This window comes from Deltaproteobacteria bacterium (assembly GCA_009692615.1).
Lineage (GTDB): Bacteria > Desulfobacterota > Binatia > UBA9968 > UBA9968 > DP-20.
Genome location: SHYW01000052.1, coordinates 1 through 16,692, shown reverse-complemented (window position 1 = coordinate 16,692; position 16,692 = coordinate 1). Strand labels below are relative to the sequence as shown.

Below are 16,692 nucleotides of genomic sequence, written 5' to 3'. Positions count from 1 at the left end.
GAAGGTAACCAAGTGCATGGTTTGAGTCAATAGACGATTTGGCGCCAGAAAAGCTATGTTGCCGGGTTGCTCAGCGCTGCCTTCAAGTAGCCTCCAGTGGCGGATGCAGTAACGCGGGCGATCTCCTCCGGCGTTCCCTGAGCGAGCACTTCTCCACCCTTGGCGCCGCCTTCAGGTCCGAGGTCGATGACGTGATCGGCGCATTTGATCACATCGAGGTTATGTTCAACGATAACCATGGTGTTGCCGAGCTCGACCAAGCGATTGAGCAGTTCCAGTAGTTTGTTGACGTCGGCGAAATGCAAACCGGTGGTCGGCTCATCGAGAATATAAAGCGACCTCCCCGTCGACCTGCGCGCCAGCTCGCGAGCCAACTTAACCCGCTGAGCCTCGCCGCCGGACAGCGTGGTCGCCGACTGGCCGAGATGCAAATAGCCCAAACCGACATCGCGCAACGTGCGCAGCCGGTCATGAATCGGTGGAATACTGTTGAGCAACTCCAGCGCTTGATCGACGGTCAGATCGAGCACATCGGCGATGCTCAGCCCTTTGTACTTCACTTCCAAAGTCTCGCGGTTGTAACGCCGGCCGCGGCACACTTCGCAGGTCACCCACAGCTCGGGCAAAAATCCCAGCTCGACGCGCGTCACACCGTCGCCTTGGCAGGCCGCGCAGCGGCCGCCGCGCAGGTTGAACGAAAACCGCTCAGCTTGGTAACCGCGCGCACGCGCTTCCGGCAGCTTTGCGAAGAGCTCGCGCAGATGATCGTAGAGTCCGACGAAGGTCGCTGGGTTGGAGCGCGGCGTGCGCCCGATGGCGCCTTGATCGATGGCGATCACCCGGTCGAAATTTTCCCAACCGGAAATCTCGCTCGCGCCGCGAACTTTGCCGCCGCGGCGCTGTAAGCGCTGGGCGACGCCGTCGCGCAACACTTCCATCAACAGCGTGCTCTTACCGGCGCCGGAAACACCGGTAACGCAGGTCATAGCGCCGGTGGGAATTGCCACGGTGAGATTTTTTAGATTGCGTGCCGAAATATTTTTCAGCCGCAGCATGGACGCGCCTTGGCGCCTTGACTGCGGCAGCGCGATCTTTTCCACACCGGATAAATAACGGCCGGTGAGAGAACGCGGATCGGCGAGCAATTTCGCCGGCGTGCCGGATGCGACCAGGTTGCCGCCATGGACGCCGGCGCCGGGTCCGATGTCGACAACGTAGTCGGCGGCCAATATCGTTTCCGGATCATGCTCGACGACGATGACCGAGTTGCCGCTGTCGCGCAGGCGAAAAAGAATTTCGATCAGCTTCTGATTATCTTTTTGATGCAAACCGATACTCGGCTCGTCGAGAATATAAAGCACGCCGGCCAAACTGGCGCCCATCTGCGTCGCCAATCGCACGCGCTGCGCCTCGCCGCCCGAAAGCGTCGGCGCGCTACGATCCAAACTCAAATAGTCGAGTCCCAATCGCACCAAACAAGTTAGCCGGTTCGAGATCTCGGCGATAAGTTTTTGGCCGATCACTTGGCGTTCGCCGGCAAGTTCAAGTGCGGTGAAAAATTCTCCCAGCTCACGCACCGAAAGCGCCGCCAGCTCGGCAATGTTCTTGCCGCCGAGACGTACGGTCAAGCTCTCTTTACCGAGTCGGCTGCCGTGGCAAGCTTTGCACGGCGCGCGCTCTCCCAGCGACTTTGTGCTGGTGGATTTAATGCCTAACCCGTGGCAGCTCGGGCATGCACCCTGGGGGCTGTTGAAGGAAAACAAACTCGGCGTCACTTCGAGGGCCGGCGCGCCGCACTGAAGGCAAACTAATTTTTGGCTAAAGCGCAAATAGCGCGGCGGCTCATTTTCACTCGCACCGAGAATCGCGATTTTGATAATCTCTTTGCCCGCCCGCGCAGCGACCTCCAACGAATCGGCCAGCCGCTTGGCAACTCCCTCGCGCAGAACCAAGCGATCCACCACCAGATCGAGTTGATTGGCGCGTTTGACCACGTCAGGAATCTCACCGCTCAACTCATGCATCTGGCCATCGACCATGACGCGAGCGAAACCCTGGCGACTGAGTTCGCGTAAGCCCTGGGCCGAGTCGGCGGCGCGGAGAAATTCCAACGGCGCCAGAACAATAATTCGGGTTTGCGCCGGCAGCTCCAGCAGCTGATCGACGATCTGCGCGATAGTGTGTGATTGAATCGCGCCGCCGCAGCTGACGCAAAACGGTTCGCCAATCCGCGCCAACAAGAGCCGGAGAAAATCGTAAATATCGGTCAACGTGCCGACGGTGGAACGAGGATTGGCCACGCCAACCTTTTGCTGGATGGCGATGGCCGGGGAAAGTCCGGCGATTTGATCGACATCGGGTTTGGCCAGTTGCTTGAGCAACTGGCGCGCGTCGGCGCCGAGGGATTCGAGATAACGGCGCTGGCCCTCGGCGTAGAGCGTGTCGAATGCCAGAGAAGATTTTCCCGAACCGGAAACGCCGGTGATGACGACCAAGCGGTCGCGGGGAATCTCCAGATCGATATTCTTGAGATTGTGAACCCGCGCGCCTGTGACGACGATCTTGCCGGCCATCGGCATTACGATTGCTGGGCGAAGTCTCTGAGTTTGGCGTCGATCAAGGCGCGGTATTCTTCAAGCTTGGCTTGGGATTGAGCTTCGATGCGGAGCACCAGTGCTGGCTGCGTGTTGGAAGCGCGAATCAGCCCCCAACCCTCGGCGAATTGCACGCGCACGCCGTCGACGTCGATGACATTGTAGTGCTGGCGAAAGTAGGCGGTGGCGCGTTCGGCGATGAGAAATTTTTGATCGTCCGGACATTCGACCCGCAGTTCCGGCGTCGACACGCTTTTCGGCAAGTCGGTGAGTAACGCCGACAATGGCTGGTTGGCGTTGGCGAGAATTTCCAACAACCGTAACGACGCATAGATCGCGTCGTCGTAACCGAAGTAGCGTTCTTTGAAAAAGATATGGCCGGTCATTTCACCGGCCAACAACGCCTGGCTCTCTTTCATTTTGGCTTTGAGCAAGGAATGGCCGGCCTTCCACATGATCGGCTTGCCGCCATGCTTGGCGATGTCGTCATAGAGCCGCTGCGAACATTTCACTTCGGAGATCACCGTTGCGCCGGGATTCCGTTTGAGCATGTCGCGGGCGAACAATATCAAGAGTTCGTCGCCCCAAAGAATATTACCCTGCTCATCCACCGCGCCGATGCGGTCGGCGTCGCCGTCGTAGGCGATGCCGAGATCGGCGTTCACTTCACGCACTTTAGCGATCAGCAGCTGCAAATTTTCCGGCAGCGTCGGATCGGGATGATGAAACGGAAAACTGCCGTCCGGCGTGCAGGCGATCTCCCAAACCGTACAGCCGAGGTCGCGAAAAATCGGCGGCGCCACCGGTCCGCCAACGCCGCTGCCGGCGTCGACGACGACTTTCAACGGCCTTGAAAGTTTGGCCACGTCAGCGAGCAAATGTTTATGATAGGGAGGAATAATTTCGTAGCGCTCGACTTTGCCGCCGGTATTCGCGGAAAAAACTTCGCGTTCCATCCGACCACAAAGCTCTTGAATCTGTTCGCCGTAAATAGTGTCTTTGCCCAGACAGATTTTAAAGCCGTTGTACTCCGCCGCATTATGGCTGGCGGTGATTTGTATGCCGCCGTCGAGGTCGAGATGGAACAAAGAAAAGTACAGCAGCGGCGACGGACAAACGCCGAGATCATAGACATGCAATCCAGCCCAAGCCAGACCGGCGATCACCGCTTCGGCATAAGCATCGGAAGTCGCCCGCACGTCGCGTCCAACGCTAACCCGCCTGCCGCCCTTTTCGACGATCGCCGTGCCGTGCACTTTGCCGAGCAGTAAAGCGAAATCATTGTCGAAGTCGATCTCCGCCAAACCACGGATGTCGTATTCGCGAAACACCGCTGGGTTCATTTCTTTCTCCGCCCGCCTCGCTGTCGCGCCAAGCGCGCCGCCAGGAGAATCGCTTGGGTCATGCTGGTTTCATCCGCTTTGCCTTTGCCGGCGATATCGTAAGCCGTGCCGTGATCGACGGAAGTGCGAATAAACGGCGGCCCCAAGGTCAGCGCTACGCCGCCGTAAAAATGATGCAGCTTGAGCGGAATCAAACCTTGATCGTGATACATGCACACCACCGCGTCGTAGTCGCCGCGCGCCGCGTGATAAAACAAACTGTCCGCCGGATACGGCCCGAAGGCGCCGACGCCTTTTTTGCGCGCCGCATTGATCGCCGGCGTGATGATTTCAATTTCCTCATCGCCAAAGATGCCTTGCTCGCCGCCGTGGGGATTGAGCGCGGCCACGGCGATGCGCGGCCGGGCGATGGCGAAATAATTTTTCAAACTACGTTGGGTCAACTCCAACGTGCTTTGAATATTTTCGCGATTTAAGCTGCGCGGCACTTTGGCAAATGCAATATGTCCGGTCACCGGCACGACCCGAAGCTTATCGCCGATCAGCATCATGCGGCACTCCGCCGTAGCGCTCAGCTCAGCGAACAGTTCGGTGTGGCCGGGATAATTGTAGCCGGCGTCGATCAAGCTATGTTTGCTGATCGGTGCCGTGGCGATGGCGTCGGCGACTTGCGAGAGCGCCAACTTGGCCGCGACGCGAATGTAACTGAAGGCGGCGTGGCCCGCCGCTTTCGTCGGTTTGGCCGGCCGCGACTCTTTCGCCGACAACGCCGACAAGGAACAAACCACGATGGCGTGGGATTGATTGAGCAGCGGCAACAGCCGTTGCCCCGGCTGCCAACAAATCAGCTCCGGAGAGTTGTTCTTGCGCGCCCGCTGCAGCACGCCCCAGTCGCCGAGGATCAACAGCCTAGCGGCTTTCCTGATCGCCGGATCGGCCAGCGCTTTTATAATAATTTCCGGGCCGATCCCTACGGGATCGCCCATGGTGACGGCAATAATCGGTTTGTTAGACATGAAAATGAGCAAGCTCAACAATGAGTTCGCTCATTATCGCCGCTTGCCAAATCTCAGGCAAGGGACACTAGGGTTTTTTTGCCGAGAACGGATTGATCGAGTCGATAATCGTCGAGAAAACCCCTTTGCCGCCGTCTGGCGGCGGTGGCGTCAAAATATCCGGCGTGTCTTCTGGCGCATCGGTGACAAACAGCGGCACACCGAAAAAACTCACCACACTCTTGCCCACCAGCGGACTCTGCGAATCTTGCTCTTCGAAGGGAGTTTCTTTGACGATGTAAGAGAATGGATTGAGATAGCTGAGCGCCGTGCGATTTTCGCTGCGCGCGGGGCGATTGGATTTGGCAATCAGAGCATTGACCGTGCCCTCTTTCGAATCTTCCGGCTTGAACACGACACCCGCGACTTTGAGATCGACGCGATGTTTGCGGCGGAGATCGGTCTTGAGCCACTGGGCGAAGCGCTCTTCTAAAGCTTTGTTCAGCAGCTCTTGTTTGATGCGCGGCGCCACCGTGCTGAGCGGCAATACCGCGCCCGACTCGCGCGCTTCCAACTTGACGATATGCAAGCCCATGCTGGTGCGAAAAGGCTCGCTCACCTTGCCGACTGCGAGCTTTTCAAAAGCGATCTCTTCCAGACCCGATATCAATGTACCGCGCTTGACCCAACCGATGTCGCCGCCGTCGGCGCGGCCCGCGCCCTCGGAATGTTCTCGCGCCAGCGCGGCGAAGTCTTCGCCGGCGGAAATTTTCTTGTACAGCTCCAGGGCCTTGTCGGTGGCGCCTTGGACGCGGTCGGACGCGGCGTTTTCAGGCAACGAGAAAAGAATATGGCGAATTCGCGCGCGCTCGTCGCCGCGGTAATTTTTCTGGTTTTGCTTATAGTAACGTTCGACATCCTCGTCGGTGATGTTGACCTTGCGGCGCACCTGGCGGTCGAGAATTTCCGATTTTTCCATCTCGGACTTAACCGACGCCCGGTAGCTCGCCAAAGTCTGTCCTTCCCGGCTCAGGGCGGTCTTTAGATCCTCGTCGGTAAGCCGATTGGTCGTCTTTACCTGGGCGATGTAATTATTGACATCTTCTTCGCCTACGTTGATGCCGCCTTCGCGCGCTTCCGCTTCGAGCAATTTATCGGTGATGAATTGTTCCAATGCCTCGCGGTCGGCACTGTTGATCTGGTTCAGATCGCCGGTCGGAAAGCCGCGCTTGAGTTTTTCCTTGGCATAGCGGTTGATATTGGTCAGCGTGAAAGGTTCGCCGTCGATCACCGCGATCAATTGCTCGATCACCGCGCCGCGGGCGCCATGAAACGGCACCAGAACCCCGAGAAGAACAATCGCCGGAGAAATTATTGACCGCCGCATAAGCAAGCTTCTGGCAAAGGCCGTCCACATGGGAAAACTGCTACCATACCGCTAGGGAAAATCCAAACCTTGCCACACCTCCGATTATCGGAAGGGCGACCACGCGGGGTGGCCCCGACAATTCCTAATCCGAATCTCCGGCTCTGTCACCTCTGTGGTGAGACCTCATCGCACTTAAGCTTGGATCGTATTCGCCTGGACTGTAACCGTATCGCCTTTCGGCGTGGGAATTTCTTGGATCGCGTGCAGCAGCTCGGCCACTTCATCCATCAATGCACTCCATTCCCGGTTCTTCGGCATGAAAGAAAGCCGGCCGTCCGGCGCCAGACGAAAGCGATTTTTCTGCTTGCGGATCAATTCTAGAAGCTTTTCCACTTTCACCGGCGATTCGGAATGAAACAGCAAAAACACTTTGCCGTCGGACACGCTGATCTGCTGGACCAAGAATTCTTTCAAGACCCGGCGCAGATTCATGACCAGAAATAAATTCTCGACCACATCGATATAAGGTCCGAAGCGATCTTGGATCTCGGCCTTGAGTTCTGCCAACTCTAAGACATTGCGCAAGCTCGCCAACCGTTTGTAAAAGTACAAGCGCTGATTGGCGTCGGGAATATATCGATCGGGGAAATAGGCCGAGATGCCCAGGCGAATTTCCGGATCCACTTCGGGCAGAACCTCTTCGCCTTTCAACTCCTGCACGGCTTTTTCCATCATCTCGGTGTAAAGTTCGAACCCCACCGCGGTGATTTGCCCCGACTGTTGGTCGCCGAGCAGATTGCCGGCGCCGCGGATTTCCAAATCATGCAAAGCGAGCTTGAAGCCGCCGCCGAGCCCGTCGATTTCTTGGAGCGCGCGCAAGCGCCGCTCGGCGTCCGGCGTGATCGCCTTCTCGCCGGGAATCAGCAAATAAGCGAAGGCATGGCGATGGGAGCGGCCGACCCGGCCGCGCAGTTGATAGAGCTGCGCCAGCCCGAACTGATCGGCGCGGTTAATAATGATCGTGTTGGCGTTGGGAAAGTCGAGACCGGATTCGATGATCGCCGAGCAGACCAAGACCTGGGTCTTGTTCTCGAGAAAATCGACCATGACTTTCTCCAACTCCTTGGGTCGCATTTGGCCATGGCCCACCGACATTTTCGCCTCGGGAATCAACTCGCTGAGTTTCAACGCCAAGCGGTCGATGGTTTCCACCCGGTTGTGCAAGAAGAAAACCTGCCCGCCGCGGTCAATCTCCCGAAGTATCGCGTCGCGGATCACCCGGTCGTCGTAGCGCGTGACGTAGGTTTGAATCGCCAAACGATCCACCGGCGGGGTTTCGATGATGCTCAAATCGCGAATGCCGACCAGCGACATATGCAGCGTGCGCGGAATCGGCGTCGCCGTGAGACTGAGAACGTCGACCAGCTGGCGCATTTTTTTGAGCCGCTCTTTGTGCACCACGCCGAAACGATGCTCCTCGTCGATGATCACTAGACCTAAATCTTTGAACTCGACATCCTTTTGCAGCAAACGGTGCGTACCGATGACGATGTCGACGCTGCCCTTGGCCGCGTCTTGCAAAACCTGAGCAACCTCTTTGGTCGTCAAAAAGCGGCTGACCATTTCGATGCGCACCGGATGATTGCGAAAGCGGTGGCGAAAGGTTTGCAAATGCTGCTGGGCGAGAATCGTCGTCGGCGCCAACACGGCCACCTGCTTGCCGCCTTCGACGGCGAGAAACGCCGCGCGCATGGCCACTTCGGTCTTGCCGTAACCGACGTCGCCGCAGACCAAACGGTCCATGGGTTTTTTCGCTTGCATGCTTTCCAGCGTGTCGTCGATGGCGCGCTGCTGATCGGCGGTCTCTTCGAATTCGAAGGCGGCTTCGAATTCTTTGTACAAATTATCCGGCGGCGCAAAGCCGGTGCCGGCGCGCGCTTCGCGCAGGGCGTAAAGCTGGACCAATTCTTCGGCCATGGCGAGGATCGCTTTTTTCGCTTTGGCTTTGACCTTTTCCCATGAAGTGCCGCCCAATCGATCGAGCGCCGGCTGGGCGCCGTCGCCGCCGATATATTTCTGCACCATGTTGATGCGGTCGACGGGTAAATAGAGCCGGTCGCCGGCTTCGTATTCGAGATGGAGAAACTCGCCGCCGATGCCGGCCACGGTGAGAAATTTTAAACCGCGATAGACACCGATGCCGTGATCCAAGTGGACGACATAATCGTTCTGCTTGAGTTCGCTCAAGCTGGTGAGAAAATGGCTCGGATGATTTTTCGTCTGGGCCGCGGTCGGCTGGCGTTTGCGCGTGCCGAAGATCTCATCGAAAGTGAGAAACACCAATGACTCATCGGCGAGGCGAAAGCCTTGATTCAAATGGCCGCGCACGATCGCTCGCGGCAAATCGGCGCGCGTGAGCAAACTATCGATGGAGACGTCAGGCTCGTCGATCAGCGCGCAGGGCAGCTCGTGATTGCCCAACAGTTCGCGCAGCCGAGTGGCGTCGCCCTTGGTCGGCGCCACGAAGATCACCTGTTCGCCGCGCCAGCCTTTGAGTTTTTCCACCAGCGGCGCTAACGACGCGTCCTTACCTTGCAGCGCGGTTTCTAAACGCACGTCGGTGGTGAGAAACGACTTTACCGTCAACGTCGTTTCCAACGCCTTGTCCGAAGCCGCCATGATGTTGAGGGCCTCGCCGTGAACTTGCGAGAAAACTTCCAGCGTGGCGCGCCATTCATGCTCATTGAGATAAAGCTGCTCGACGGCGGGCACCAAGCGACGATCTTCTTTAGCGCGCTCATAACGATCCCAGGCCAATTGGCCGAAGCGCTCGCTCTCCGCTTCCACTCGGTCGGCGCCGTCGAGCCAGACGAGAGTGTTGGCTGGGAGATAAGCGAACAGCGGAACTAACGGCGGACAAAAATAGGGCGCTAAATTTTCAATGCCGGGAAAGGGAATCCCCTCGCGAATCGATTCGAACAGACGATTTTTTTCGTGCCGGTCGACTTCCAGATCGATGGCGCGCTGATCGAGCCGGCGCAGCGTATCGTCCAAACCGCCGAGCTTGAGCGAAAACTCTTTCATCGGCAGGAGCAGCATCTCTTCCAACAGCTGCTCAGTGCGCTGGCTCGACGTGCTGAATTCCCGGATCGATTCCAAACGATCGCCGTCAAATTCCAGCCGCAGCGGCCGGCCGTAGCCGGGCGAATATAAATCGACGATGCCGCCGCGCAAGCTAAAGTCGCCGCGCTCTTCGACCAACGGCACGTTTTGAAAACCCCATTGAATCAAATGATCGACCAAGGTGTCCCGCAGCAAGTCCTGGCCGGCGACCAGATATAGATACGAAAGCTTGAGCGCATCCTTGGGAATCACCCTCTGCATCAACGCCGCCGGCGTGGAAATCAGAATCGGCGCCGACTCCTCGACCAACTTGTAAAGTCCCTCCAAGCGCGCCGCGATGTTGTCAGGATGGGGCGAGAGATTTTCGAACGGCAGCACTTCCCAGGACGGCAGCAGATGTAAACGCTTGCGAAACGGCGGCAGGTTGCGCTCCTCGCCGAGAAAAAAACTCAAATCGTCGAAAAGAGTTTCCGCATGATTGGCGCTCGCAGCGATCACCAGCAACGGCCGGCGCGCCCGCGCCGCCACCAGCGACAGCAAATAGGCCCGGGCGCCGCCCTGCACGCCTTGCACGCGCTTAATGCCGCGCCAGTTGCCGGAGAGAAAGCGCTCAAGCTTATCGATGAGGGGCAGATCGGCCATTAAAATAAACCGAAACGCTGGAGCGAGATTTTTGGCATGTTGGCGATCGCCGGTTGCGCATCTGCTGCCTCTGCCGCCTTTGCCCAGGCCTCTGAAGCTTGGCAAAGCTCAGCGACCTTCACTTGCAAAAACGCCGGGTGAAAATTTTCGAAGCGGATCAGCGCCTGATATATCAGCCGCACCGAGGCTTTGGTCTCGCCAAAGTCGGCGAACATGCGAAAGCCCGCCGCCAGCTGAATCAAGCCTTCGAGAAACGGTTTATTCACCGCCTCGGTTTCTTGATAAAAGCTCTCGATAATTTCGTGGCTGGCAAAAAATTGCCGATCGTTAAATAGACGTATGCCCTCTCGCAGCCGAGCATCCATAAGTTTTCTCCAGCAGTGAAGTTAGCAACTTCCCGCGCCGCCCTCAAGGCAACGCAAGCATGGAACCGCTTGAAAGGTTCGAACGGTTTGAACGATTTCAAACCCCGCGTTGCCAAAGCCGCTTGTCGTAATTGGCCACTGAAGTAATCGACGCCAGCCAAATACAGACATCGGAAAGCGACAACACCAGCGCGGACAAGCCGAAGGAAACCAAATAACTGCCGGTCCAATCGTAAAACGCGCCGCCCAAATAAGAACCCAGCGCGCCGCCGACGCCGACGGCCACCGTGGAATAGCCGAGAATCGCGCCGAACCCTTTGCCGGAAAAAGTATCCGCGGTCAATGCGGAAAAAATCACGGCACGGGAACCGAAGCCGAGGCCGAAAAAAATCACGTAAACATAGAGCAGCCAAGTATGAGTCGCGTCGCGCAGCAACATCAAAGCGCCGACGCCAACCAGAGTCATGACGATGTTGAGCGTGTAAGCGCCCTGGCGCGACAGCCGGTCGGCGATAAAGCCAAAGAAGACTCGACCGAAGCTGCTAGTGATGCCGGCGAAGCCGAAGATCGACGCCGCCAACAATTTGCTGTAGCCGACCTCGGCGACGTGGGCGACTTGGTGGGTAACGATCACCGTGGTTCCCGACGCGGCGCAGATGCGCGCGAAAAACAGCAGCCAGAATTGCAAACTTTGCAGCGCCAACTTGGCGGTCCACTGTTTGGTCACTGCTTTTTTCTCGCCATGTTGCCGCCGTTGCTCGCCGAACGGACCGGGAAGGTAAAACAGCCAAGCGATCGGCAACAGCATGAGCAGCACAACAAAGGAATAAATCTCGAAGGCGCGCGCCCAGCCGTGGCTGGAAATCAGCCATTCGCTGAGCGGCGCCAAGATGAGAATACCGACGCCGGTGCCGGCGTAGACGATGCCGATGGCCGAGGCGCGATTGGATGAGAACCATTCGGAGATCAGAAAAATATGCGGCACCATGCCGGTGAAGGTGAAGCCCACCGCCAGCACCAAACCGAAGCTGATATAAAGCTGCCAGAGCGCCGTCACTTGGCTGCTGAGAAACAGTCCGGCGCTGAGCGTCAGACAACCGATGATGGAGATTTTTTTCGTGCCGAAGCGGTCGAGCAGATAACCGACCACCGGCGAGAGCAGCGCGTCGACGGTCAACACCACTGAGAAAATTCCCGCGGTGGCGCCCCGGCTCCAGCCGAAGGTGTCGAGCAAAGCGACGTTGAATACACCGAAGGAGCTATGAATGCCGCGCGAGATACCGAGCACGACGAAAGCAAGACCGGCGATCAACCAAGGTGTCGGAGAGAAGCGCATGAGTGAAACTAGCTACAGTGTTTAGCAAAGCAAGAAACCGTCTACAATCTCGCGGCACGCCTTTACCGCAAAAAACGATTGTTATAAGGTGTCGACAATTGTCAACGAATTCTCACCCAGGCGAAATCTCATGGCCAAAAAAAAGTTAGCGGTAGCGAAAAAATTGCCGCCCGTTCCCGTCCGAAGATATCCCGATCTGCACGATCATTTAGAGCGACTCGAACGCGAAGGTTTGCTGATTCGCGTCAAAGAACAGGTCTGTAAAGATCAGGAAATGCATCCCCTGGTGCGCTGGCAATTCCGCGGCGGCATCAAGGAAAAAGACCGCAAGGCCTTTCTCTTCGAAAATCCGGTCGACGCGCGCGGCAAACAATACGACATCCCGGTCGCCATCGGCATTCTGGCGGCGAATCGACAGATCTACGGCATCGGCCTGGGCGCCGATCCGGCAAGCGTGAATCAACTCTGGGCCGAAGCGAAGGCAAATCCCATCGCCCCCGTGGAAATCCCATCCGCGGCCGCGCCGGTGCATGAAGTCGTGTTTCAAGGCGACCAACTTCAAGTACCCGGCCAAGGGCTCGATGCGCTTCCGGTGCCGATTTCCACGCCGGGCTGGGACAACGCGCCCTATATCAGCGCCGCCCATTTCATCACCCAAGATCCCGACAGCGGTATCCACAACATCGGCACCTACCGGGCGATGATCAAAGCGAGCGATAGGGTCGGTTGCAATCCGTCGTTGGAATTGGGCCAGGGCATCTACATTCACTGGGAAAAGTACCGCGCGCGCAAAGCGAAGATGCCCGCGGCACTCTGTATCGGCGGCGTGCCGGCGATCTCCTATGTCGCGGCGCAAAAACTCAACTACGATGTCGACGAGTTCGCCGTCGCCGGCGGCTTGGTCAAAGCGCCGATTCGCGTCGTCAAGGCCAAGACGGTGCCATTGATCGTTCCCGCCGACGGCGAAATCATCATCGAGGGTTGGATCAATACCGAGTGGCTCGAACCCGAAGCGCCCTTTGGCGAGTCGCATGGTCATGTGAATCCGAAAGAGTACAATCCCTACATGGAAGTCACCGCGATCACGCGGCGCAAAAAAGCGATTCTCTGCTCGATCATCAGCCAGGTAACTCCGTCGGAATCGAGCGTGATCAAGAAGATGGCCTACGAGCCGCTCTACCTCGATCATTTGAGAAATGTTTTGGGCATCAAGTCGGTCCTTCGCGTCATGCTGCACGAGCCGCTCACCGCGACGCAAAAACTGACCATCATTCAAATGCGCCAACCGAGCCCAGCCGAAGTCTGGCGCGCCTTGATGGGCGCGGTGACCTTTCGCCCGTCGATGTCGAAGATCGTCATCGCCGTCGACGAGGATATTGACCCGGATAATCTCGACGCCGTCTTCTGGGCTCTCGGTTACCGTTCGCAACCGCATCGCGACGTGCAGATTATTCGCGGCACCGATATCGGCCACGCGCCGCGCCACGACGCGCGCGGCTCGGCGGACGATTCCTGTTTGCTCTGGGATGCGACGCTAAAAGAAACCTTGCCGCCGATCTCACTGCCGAAGAAAGAATATATGGAGCGCGCACGGCAACTCTGGGAGCGGCTGGAGCTACCCAAGCTCGAACCCGAGTCGCCCTGGTACGGCTACTCGTTGGGCGACTGGAATCCTGAACTGGACGCCGAAGCCAAGCTCGCCGTCGCCGGTGAATTTTGGCGCACCGGTGAAAAGATCGCCGGCGAGCGCAAACGCACAGATGAAGTCGCGGTCAACACTTCGTACTACGGTCACCAGAAAGAAAAGTAGAGAAGAAGTTTCGGATTATTTCTCGCCAAGGCGCCAAGACGCAAAGTAAGAATCTATGAATTTCCGAACTTGGCGTCTTTGCGCCTTTGCGAGAGTAAATTCTTAGGAGCCCCCTCATGGACTACAAAGCCCTCACCTGGTCGGTGCACGACAACCCGCAAAATCCCGGCGAGCCGTGTATCGGCGTCATCACGCTCAATCGCCCAGAAAAACTTAACGCCGTCGACCCGCTCATGCGTCTTGAGCTCGACGCGCTGTGCAACGAGATCGCGCGCAACTCGATTGTCAAAGTCGTGATCCTCACCGGTGCGGGCCGCGGTTTCTGCGCCGGCGGCGATTTGCAATCCGAGGGCGACGTGCTCGGCGCGTTTGAAGGATCGATGGGCATCACCGGGCCGTATAAAGAGATGGCTGAGTATTTCTTCAACGATCTGCGCCACAAAGTTTTACAAAGCGCCATGAAGAAACTCGAAGACCTACCGCAAGCCACCATCGCCGCGATCAATGGACCAGCCGTCGGTGTCGGTTTGGAAATGGCGACGCTCTGCGACATGCGCATCGCCTCGGACAAAGCCCGCTTCGGCGAAGTCGCGGTGCCGGCCGGCTTCGTGCCGGAAAGCGGCGGCGCGCGCAACTTGCCCAAGCTCGTCGGTATCGGCCGCGCCATGCGGATGATTCTCACCGGCGAAATCATCGACGCCAAGGAAGCTTTGCGCATCGGCTTGGTCGAAGAAGTTGTCAAGCCCAACGAACTGATGAACGCGGCATTCGCGCTCGCTGGCAAGATCGCCGCCAACCCTTATCTCTCCGTGCGTCAAGCCAAGCGCTTGGTAAAATTGTATTGGAACTGGAACCGCACCGATGAAGGCTATCAACAGGAGCTCGAAGCGGTGCTCGAAATCACCCGCACCAAAGACTGCCAGGAAGGCATGCGCGCCTTCGTCGAAAAACGCCCAGCGCGCTACACCGACCCCTACAGTGCCGGCTGGCCGTTTCCGTCCCAGAACGCCGCGAAGAAAAAGACCAAAAGATAAAGCGTTATGAGCGACGCGAAGATCCCCTGGCCAGGCTATCGAAGCCCGCCTGAAAAACTCAATCTTGCCATCGAAGTACTCGACTCCTCGGTCGCGCGCGGCTGCGGCCCGCGCGCCGCGCTCGTCGGCGAGCATGGAGCGATAACCTATCAAGCGCTTTTGCAGCAGGTGAACGCCGTTGCCACCGGTCTAATCGATCGCGGCCTAAACCGCGGCGATCTGGTGCTGATCAAGATGGGCAACTCGCCCGAGTTCGCCATGGCGTTTCTCGCCGCGGTGAAACTCGGCGTCGTTCCGGTGCTGGTGAATTCGCTGCTCTCCACGGGCGAATTACGTAGCATCGTGGAACAGTGTCAGCCTAAGTTAATTTTTACCGAAGCGGCGCGCGCCGAAGCGGTGCGCGAACTGCGCGCCAGCGGGCTAATCGATCAAGTGGTCTGCCGCGACGGCGCCGGCGAGAACGAGATTTCGTTCAAGTCGCTGACCGCGCATCCCGACAGAGCGTTTGCCAGCGCCGATACCCTGGCAAACGAACCGGCCTTCATCGTCTACACCTCCGGCACCACCGGCAAACCGAAAGGTATCGTTCATGCGCACCGCTGGATCGTCGCCCTGGGCGATTTGAACCGCTACCGTTTGCCGCCGCAAGACAACGACGTCGTCTTGGCCACCGGCGAATGGAGTTTCATCAGCGCCCTCGGCCACAATCTGCTTTTTGCACTCCGCAACGGCGTCACCGGCGCGGTCTTATCCAGCCGCGCCACGCCGGAAAATATTCTCGCCGCGATTGAGAAATACCGCGTCACCGTGCTTCATTCCGTCGCCACTGTTTACCGCCGATTGCTCGCCATGCCCGAATTTGAAAAGCAGCATGATCTCAGCACGCTTCACTGCGCCCACTCCACCGGCGAGGCGCTCCGCGAAGCGACTTATAATGAATGGCAGCAGCGCGTCGGCTCCGAGCTCTACGAGCATTATGGCGTCTCTGAATACCAGCTCGTCATCGGCCATGGCGTGCGCCACGCCGTCAAACCCGGCTCGGTGGGAAAACGACTTCCGGGCGTTGGCGTCGCCATCTTTGACGATGAATTCCGACCCGTGCACACCGGTGAGCTCGGCCAGTTCGCGATCTCGACTGAAGATCCCGGTCTATTTCTCGGCTACTACAAGGATCGCGAACGAACCGAAGCGGTGGTTAGAAATGGCTGGTACTTCACCGGCGATCTCGCTTACCAGGACCACGACGGCTACTTCTTCATCGCCGGCCGTCGCGACGACTGCTTCAAAAGCCGCGGCATCTTCATCTCGCCGACCGAAATCGAGAACGCTTTGCAAAAGCATCCCGCTATCGTCGAAGCCGCCGTGGTCGCCGAACCCGACGCCGAGATCGGCAACAAAATTCGCGCGGTGGTGGTTCTAAGTGAAGGACAGACGGCTAGCGACGAGCTCAATCAACAAATCCGCGACAGCTTACGCAGCCAACTCGCGCCGTACAAAATCCCGCATGTGATAGAATTCGCCACGAGCTTGCCGAAGAGTGCCGTCGGAAAGATTCTGCGCGCCGCGCTGTGAACGCAGCGCCGTAACATTCGAATTGGGCAACTGTAGGGGCGACCGGCGGTCGCCCTCTCCTTGACAAGGCGTACACCTCAGTACTACATGCAAAGTCGAATCGGGAGGAAAAAAACCATGCGCGTCATCGATGCCGACGGCCACGTCGAAGAAAATTTAGAAACTTTTAGCGACAAATATTTAGATCCAGCGTTTCGCGCGCTGCGGCCACGCGTCACCGGCGTCGACGGGCTGGCGTATTGGGTGATCGAAGAGCAGCTTTATCCGCGCCGCGTCGGGCCAGGCTGCAATAATTTGGGCACGCCGACCAACGTCAACGGCCAGCTTGCCGCCCATAGCTTGGGCAAGAAGGAAAGCATCGCCAACATGGAGCTTGACGACGTCCCTGCGCGCTTGAAGTTGATGGACGAAGAAGATATCGCCATCCAAGTTATCTACACAACACTGTTCCTCGCCTACCCGCTGACCAAGAATGCTCCGCTCGCCACCGCCATGACTTCTTCTTACAA

General features: G+C 57.9%; 11 protein-coding genes. 4 read left to right on the top strand and 7 right to left on the bottom strand.

Features of this window, described 5'->3' with window-relative positions; translation table 11 throughout:
• Positions 1–53: 53 nt before the first annotated feature.
• The 7 genes from uvrA to EXR70_13780 form a co-directional block, all read right to left on the bottom strand.
• A complete protein-coding gene (gene uvrA, locus EXR70_13810) occupies positions 54–2,573 on the bottom strand; it encodes an excinuclease ABC subunit A (protein MSP39558.1) in 2,520 nt (839 codons plus the stop codon).
• A gap of 5 nt (positions 2,574–2,578) precedes the next feature.
• Entirely contained in the window at positions 2,579–3,937 is a 1,359-nt protein-coding gene (locus tag EXR70_13805) for a phosphomannomutase/phosphoglucomutase (protein ID MSP39557.1), read from the bottom strand.
• A complete protein-coding gene (pdxA, locus tag EXR70_13800) occupies positions 3,934–4,923 on the bottom strand; it encodes a 4-hydroxythreonine-4-phosphate dehydrogenase PdxA (GenBank protein MSP39556.1) in 990 nt (329 codons plus the stop codon). The genes EXR70_13805 and pdxA overlap by 4 nt, the downstream gene beginning before the upstream one ends.
• A 97-nt stretch (positions 4,924–5,020) precedes the next feature.
• Complete coding sequence (locus EXR70_13795) at positions 5,021–6,349, bottom strand: hypothetical protein (protein ID MSP39555.1); 1,329 nt, start codon at positions 6,347–6,349, stop codon at positions 5,021–5,023.
• 144 nt (positions 6,350–6,493) lie between these two features.
• Positions 6,494–10,066, bottom strand: coding sequence for a transcription-repair coupling factor (mfd, locus tag EXR70_13790; protein MSP39554.1), 3,573 nt, complete (start codon positions 10,064–10,066; stop codon positions 6,494–6,496).
• Complete coding sequence (locus EXR70_13785; GenBank protein ID MSP39553.1) at positions 10,066–10,431, bottom strand: DUF309 domain-containing protein; 366 nt, start codon at positions 10,429–10,431, stop codon at positions 10,066–10,068. The genes mfd and EXR70_13785 overlap by 1 nt, the downstream gene beginning before the upstream one ends.
• Positions 10,432–10,528: 97 nt before the next feature.
• Positions 10,529–11,767: an MFS transporter gene (locus tag EXR70_13780; protein MSP39552.1), complete on the bottom strand. Its 1,239-nt coding sequence runs from the start codon at positions 11,765–11,767 to the stop codon at positions 10,529–10,531.
• Positions 11,768–11,897: 130 nt separating this feature from the next.
• Here EXR70_13780 and EXR70_13775 point away from each other — a divergent pair, with 130 nt between their 5' ends.
• From EXR70_13775 to EXR70_13760, 4 genes are all read left to right on the top strand, one after another.
• Positions 11,898–13,577 (top strand): UbiD family decarboxylase, encoded by a 1,680-nt coding sequence (locus EXR70_13775; protein MSP39551.1) that lies wholly within the window; start codon positions 11,898–11,900, stop codon positions 13,575–13,577.
• A 116-nt stretch (positions 13,578–13,693) separates the two neighbouring features.
• Positions 13,694–14,611 (top strand): hypothetical protein, encoded by a 918-nt coding sequence (locus EXR70_13770; GenBank protein MSP39550.1) that lies wholly within the window; start codon positions 13,694–13,696, stop codon positions 14,609–14,611.
• Between the two features lie 6 nt (positions 14,612–14,617).
• Positions 14,618–16,183 carry an acyl-CoA synthetase gene (locus EXR70_13765; protein MSP39549.1) on the top strand — a complete coding sequence of 522 codons (1,566 nt, stop codon included), beginning with the start codon at positions 14,618–14,620 and terminating at the stop codon, positions 16,181–16,183.
• A 117-nt stretch (positions 16,184–16,300) separates the two neighbouring features.
• A partial coding sequence (locus EXR70_13760; protein ID MSP39548.1) for a hypothetical protein occupies positions 16,301–16,692 on the top strand: 392 nt, incomplete at its 3' end.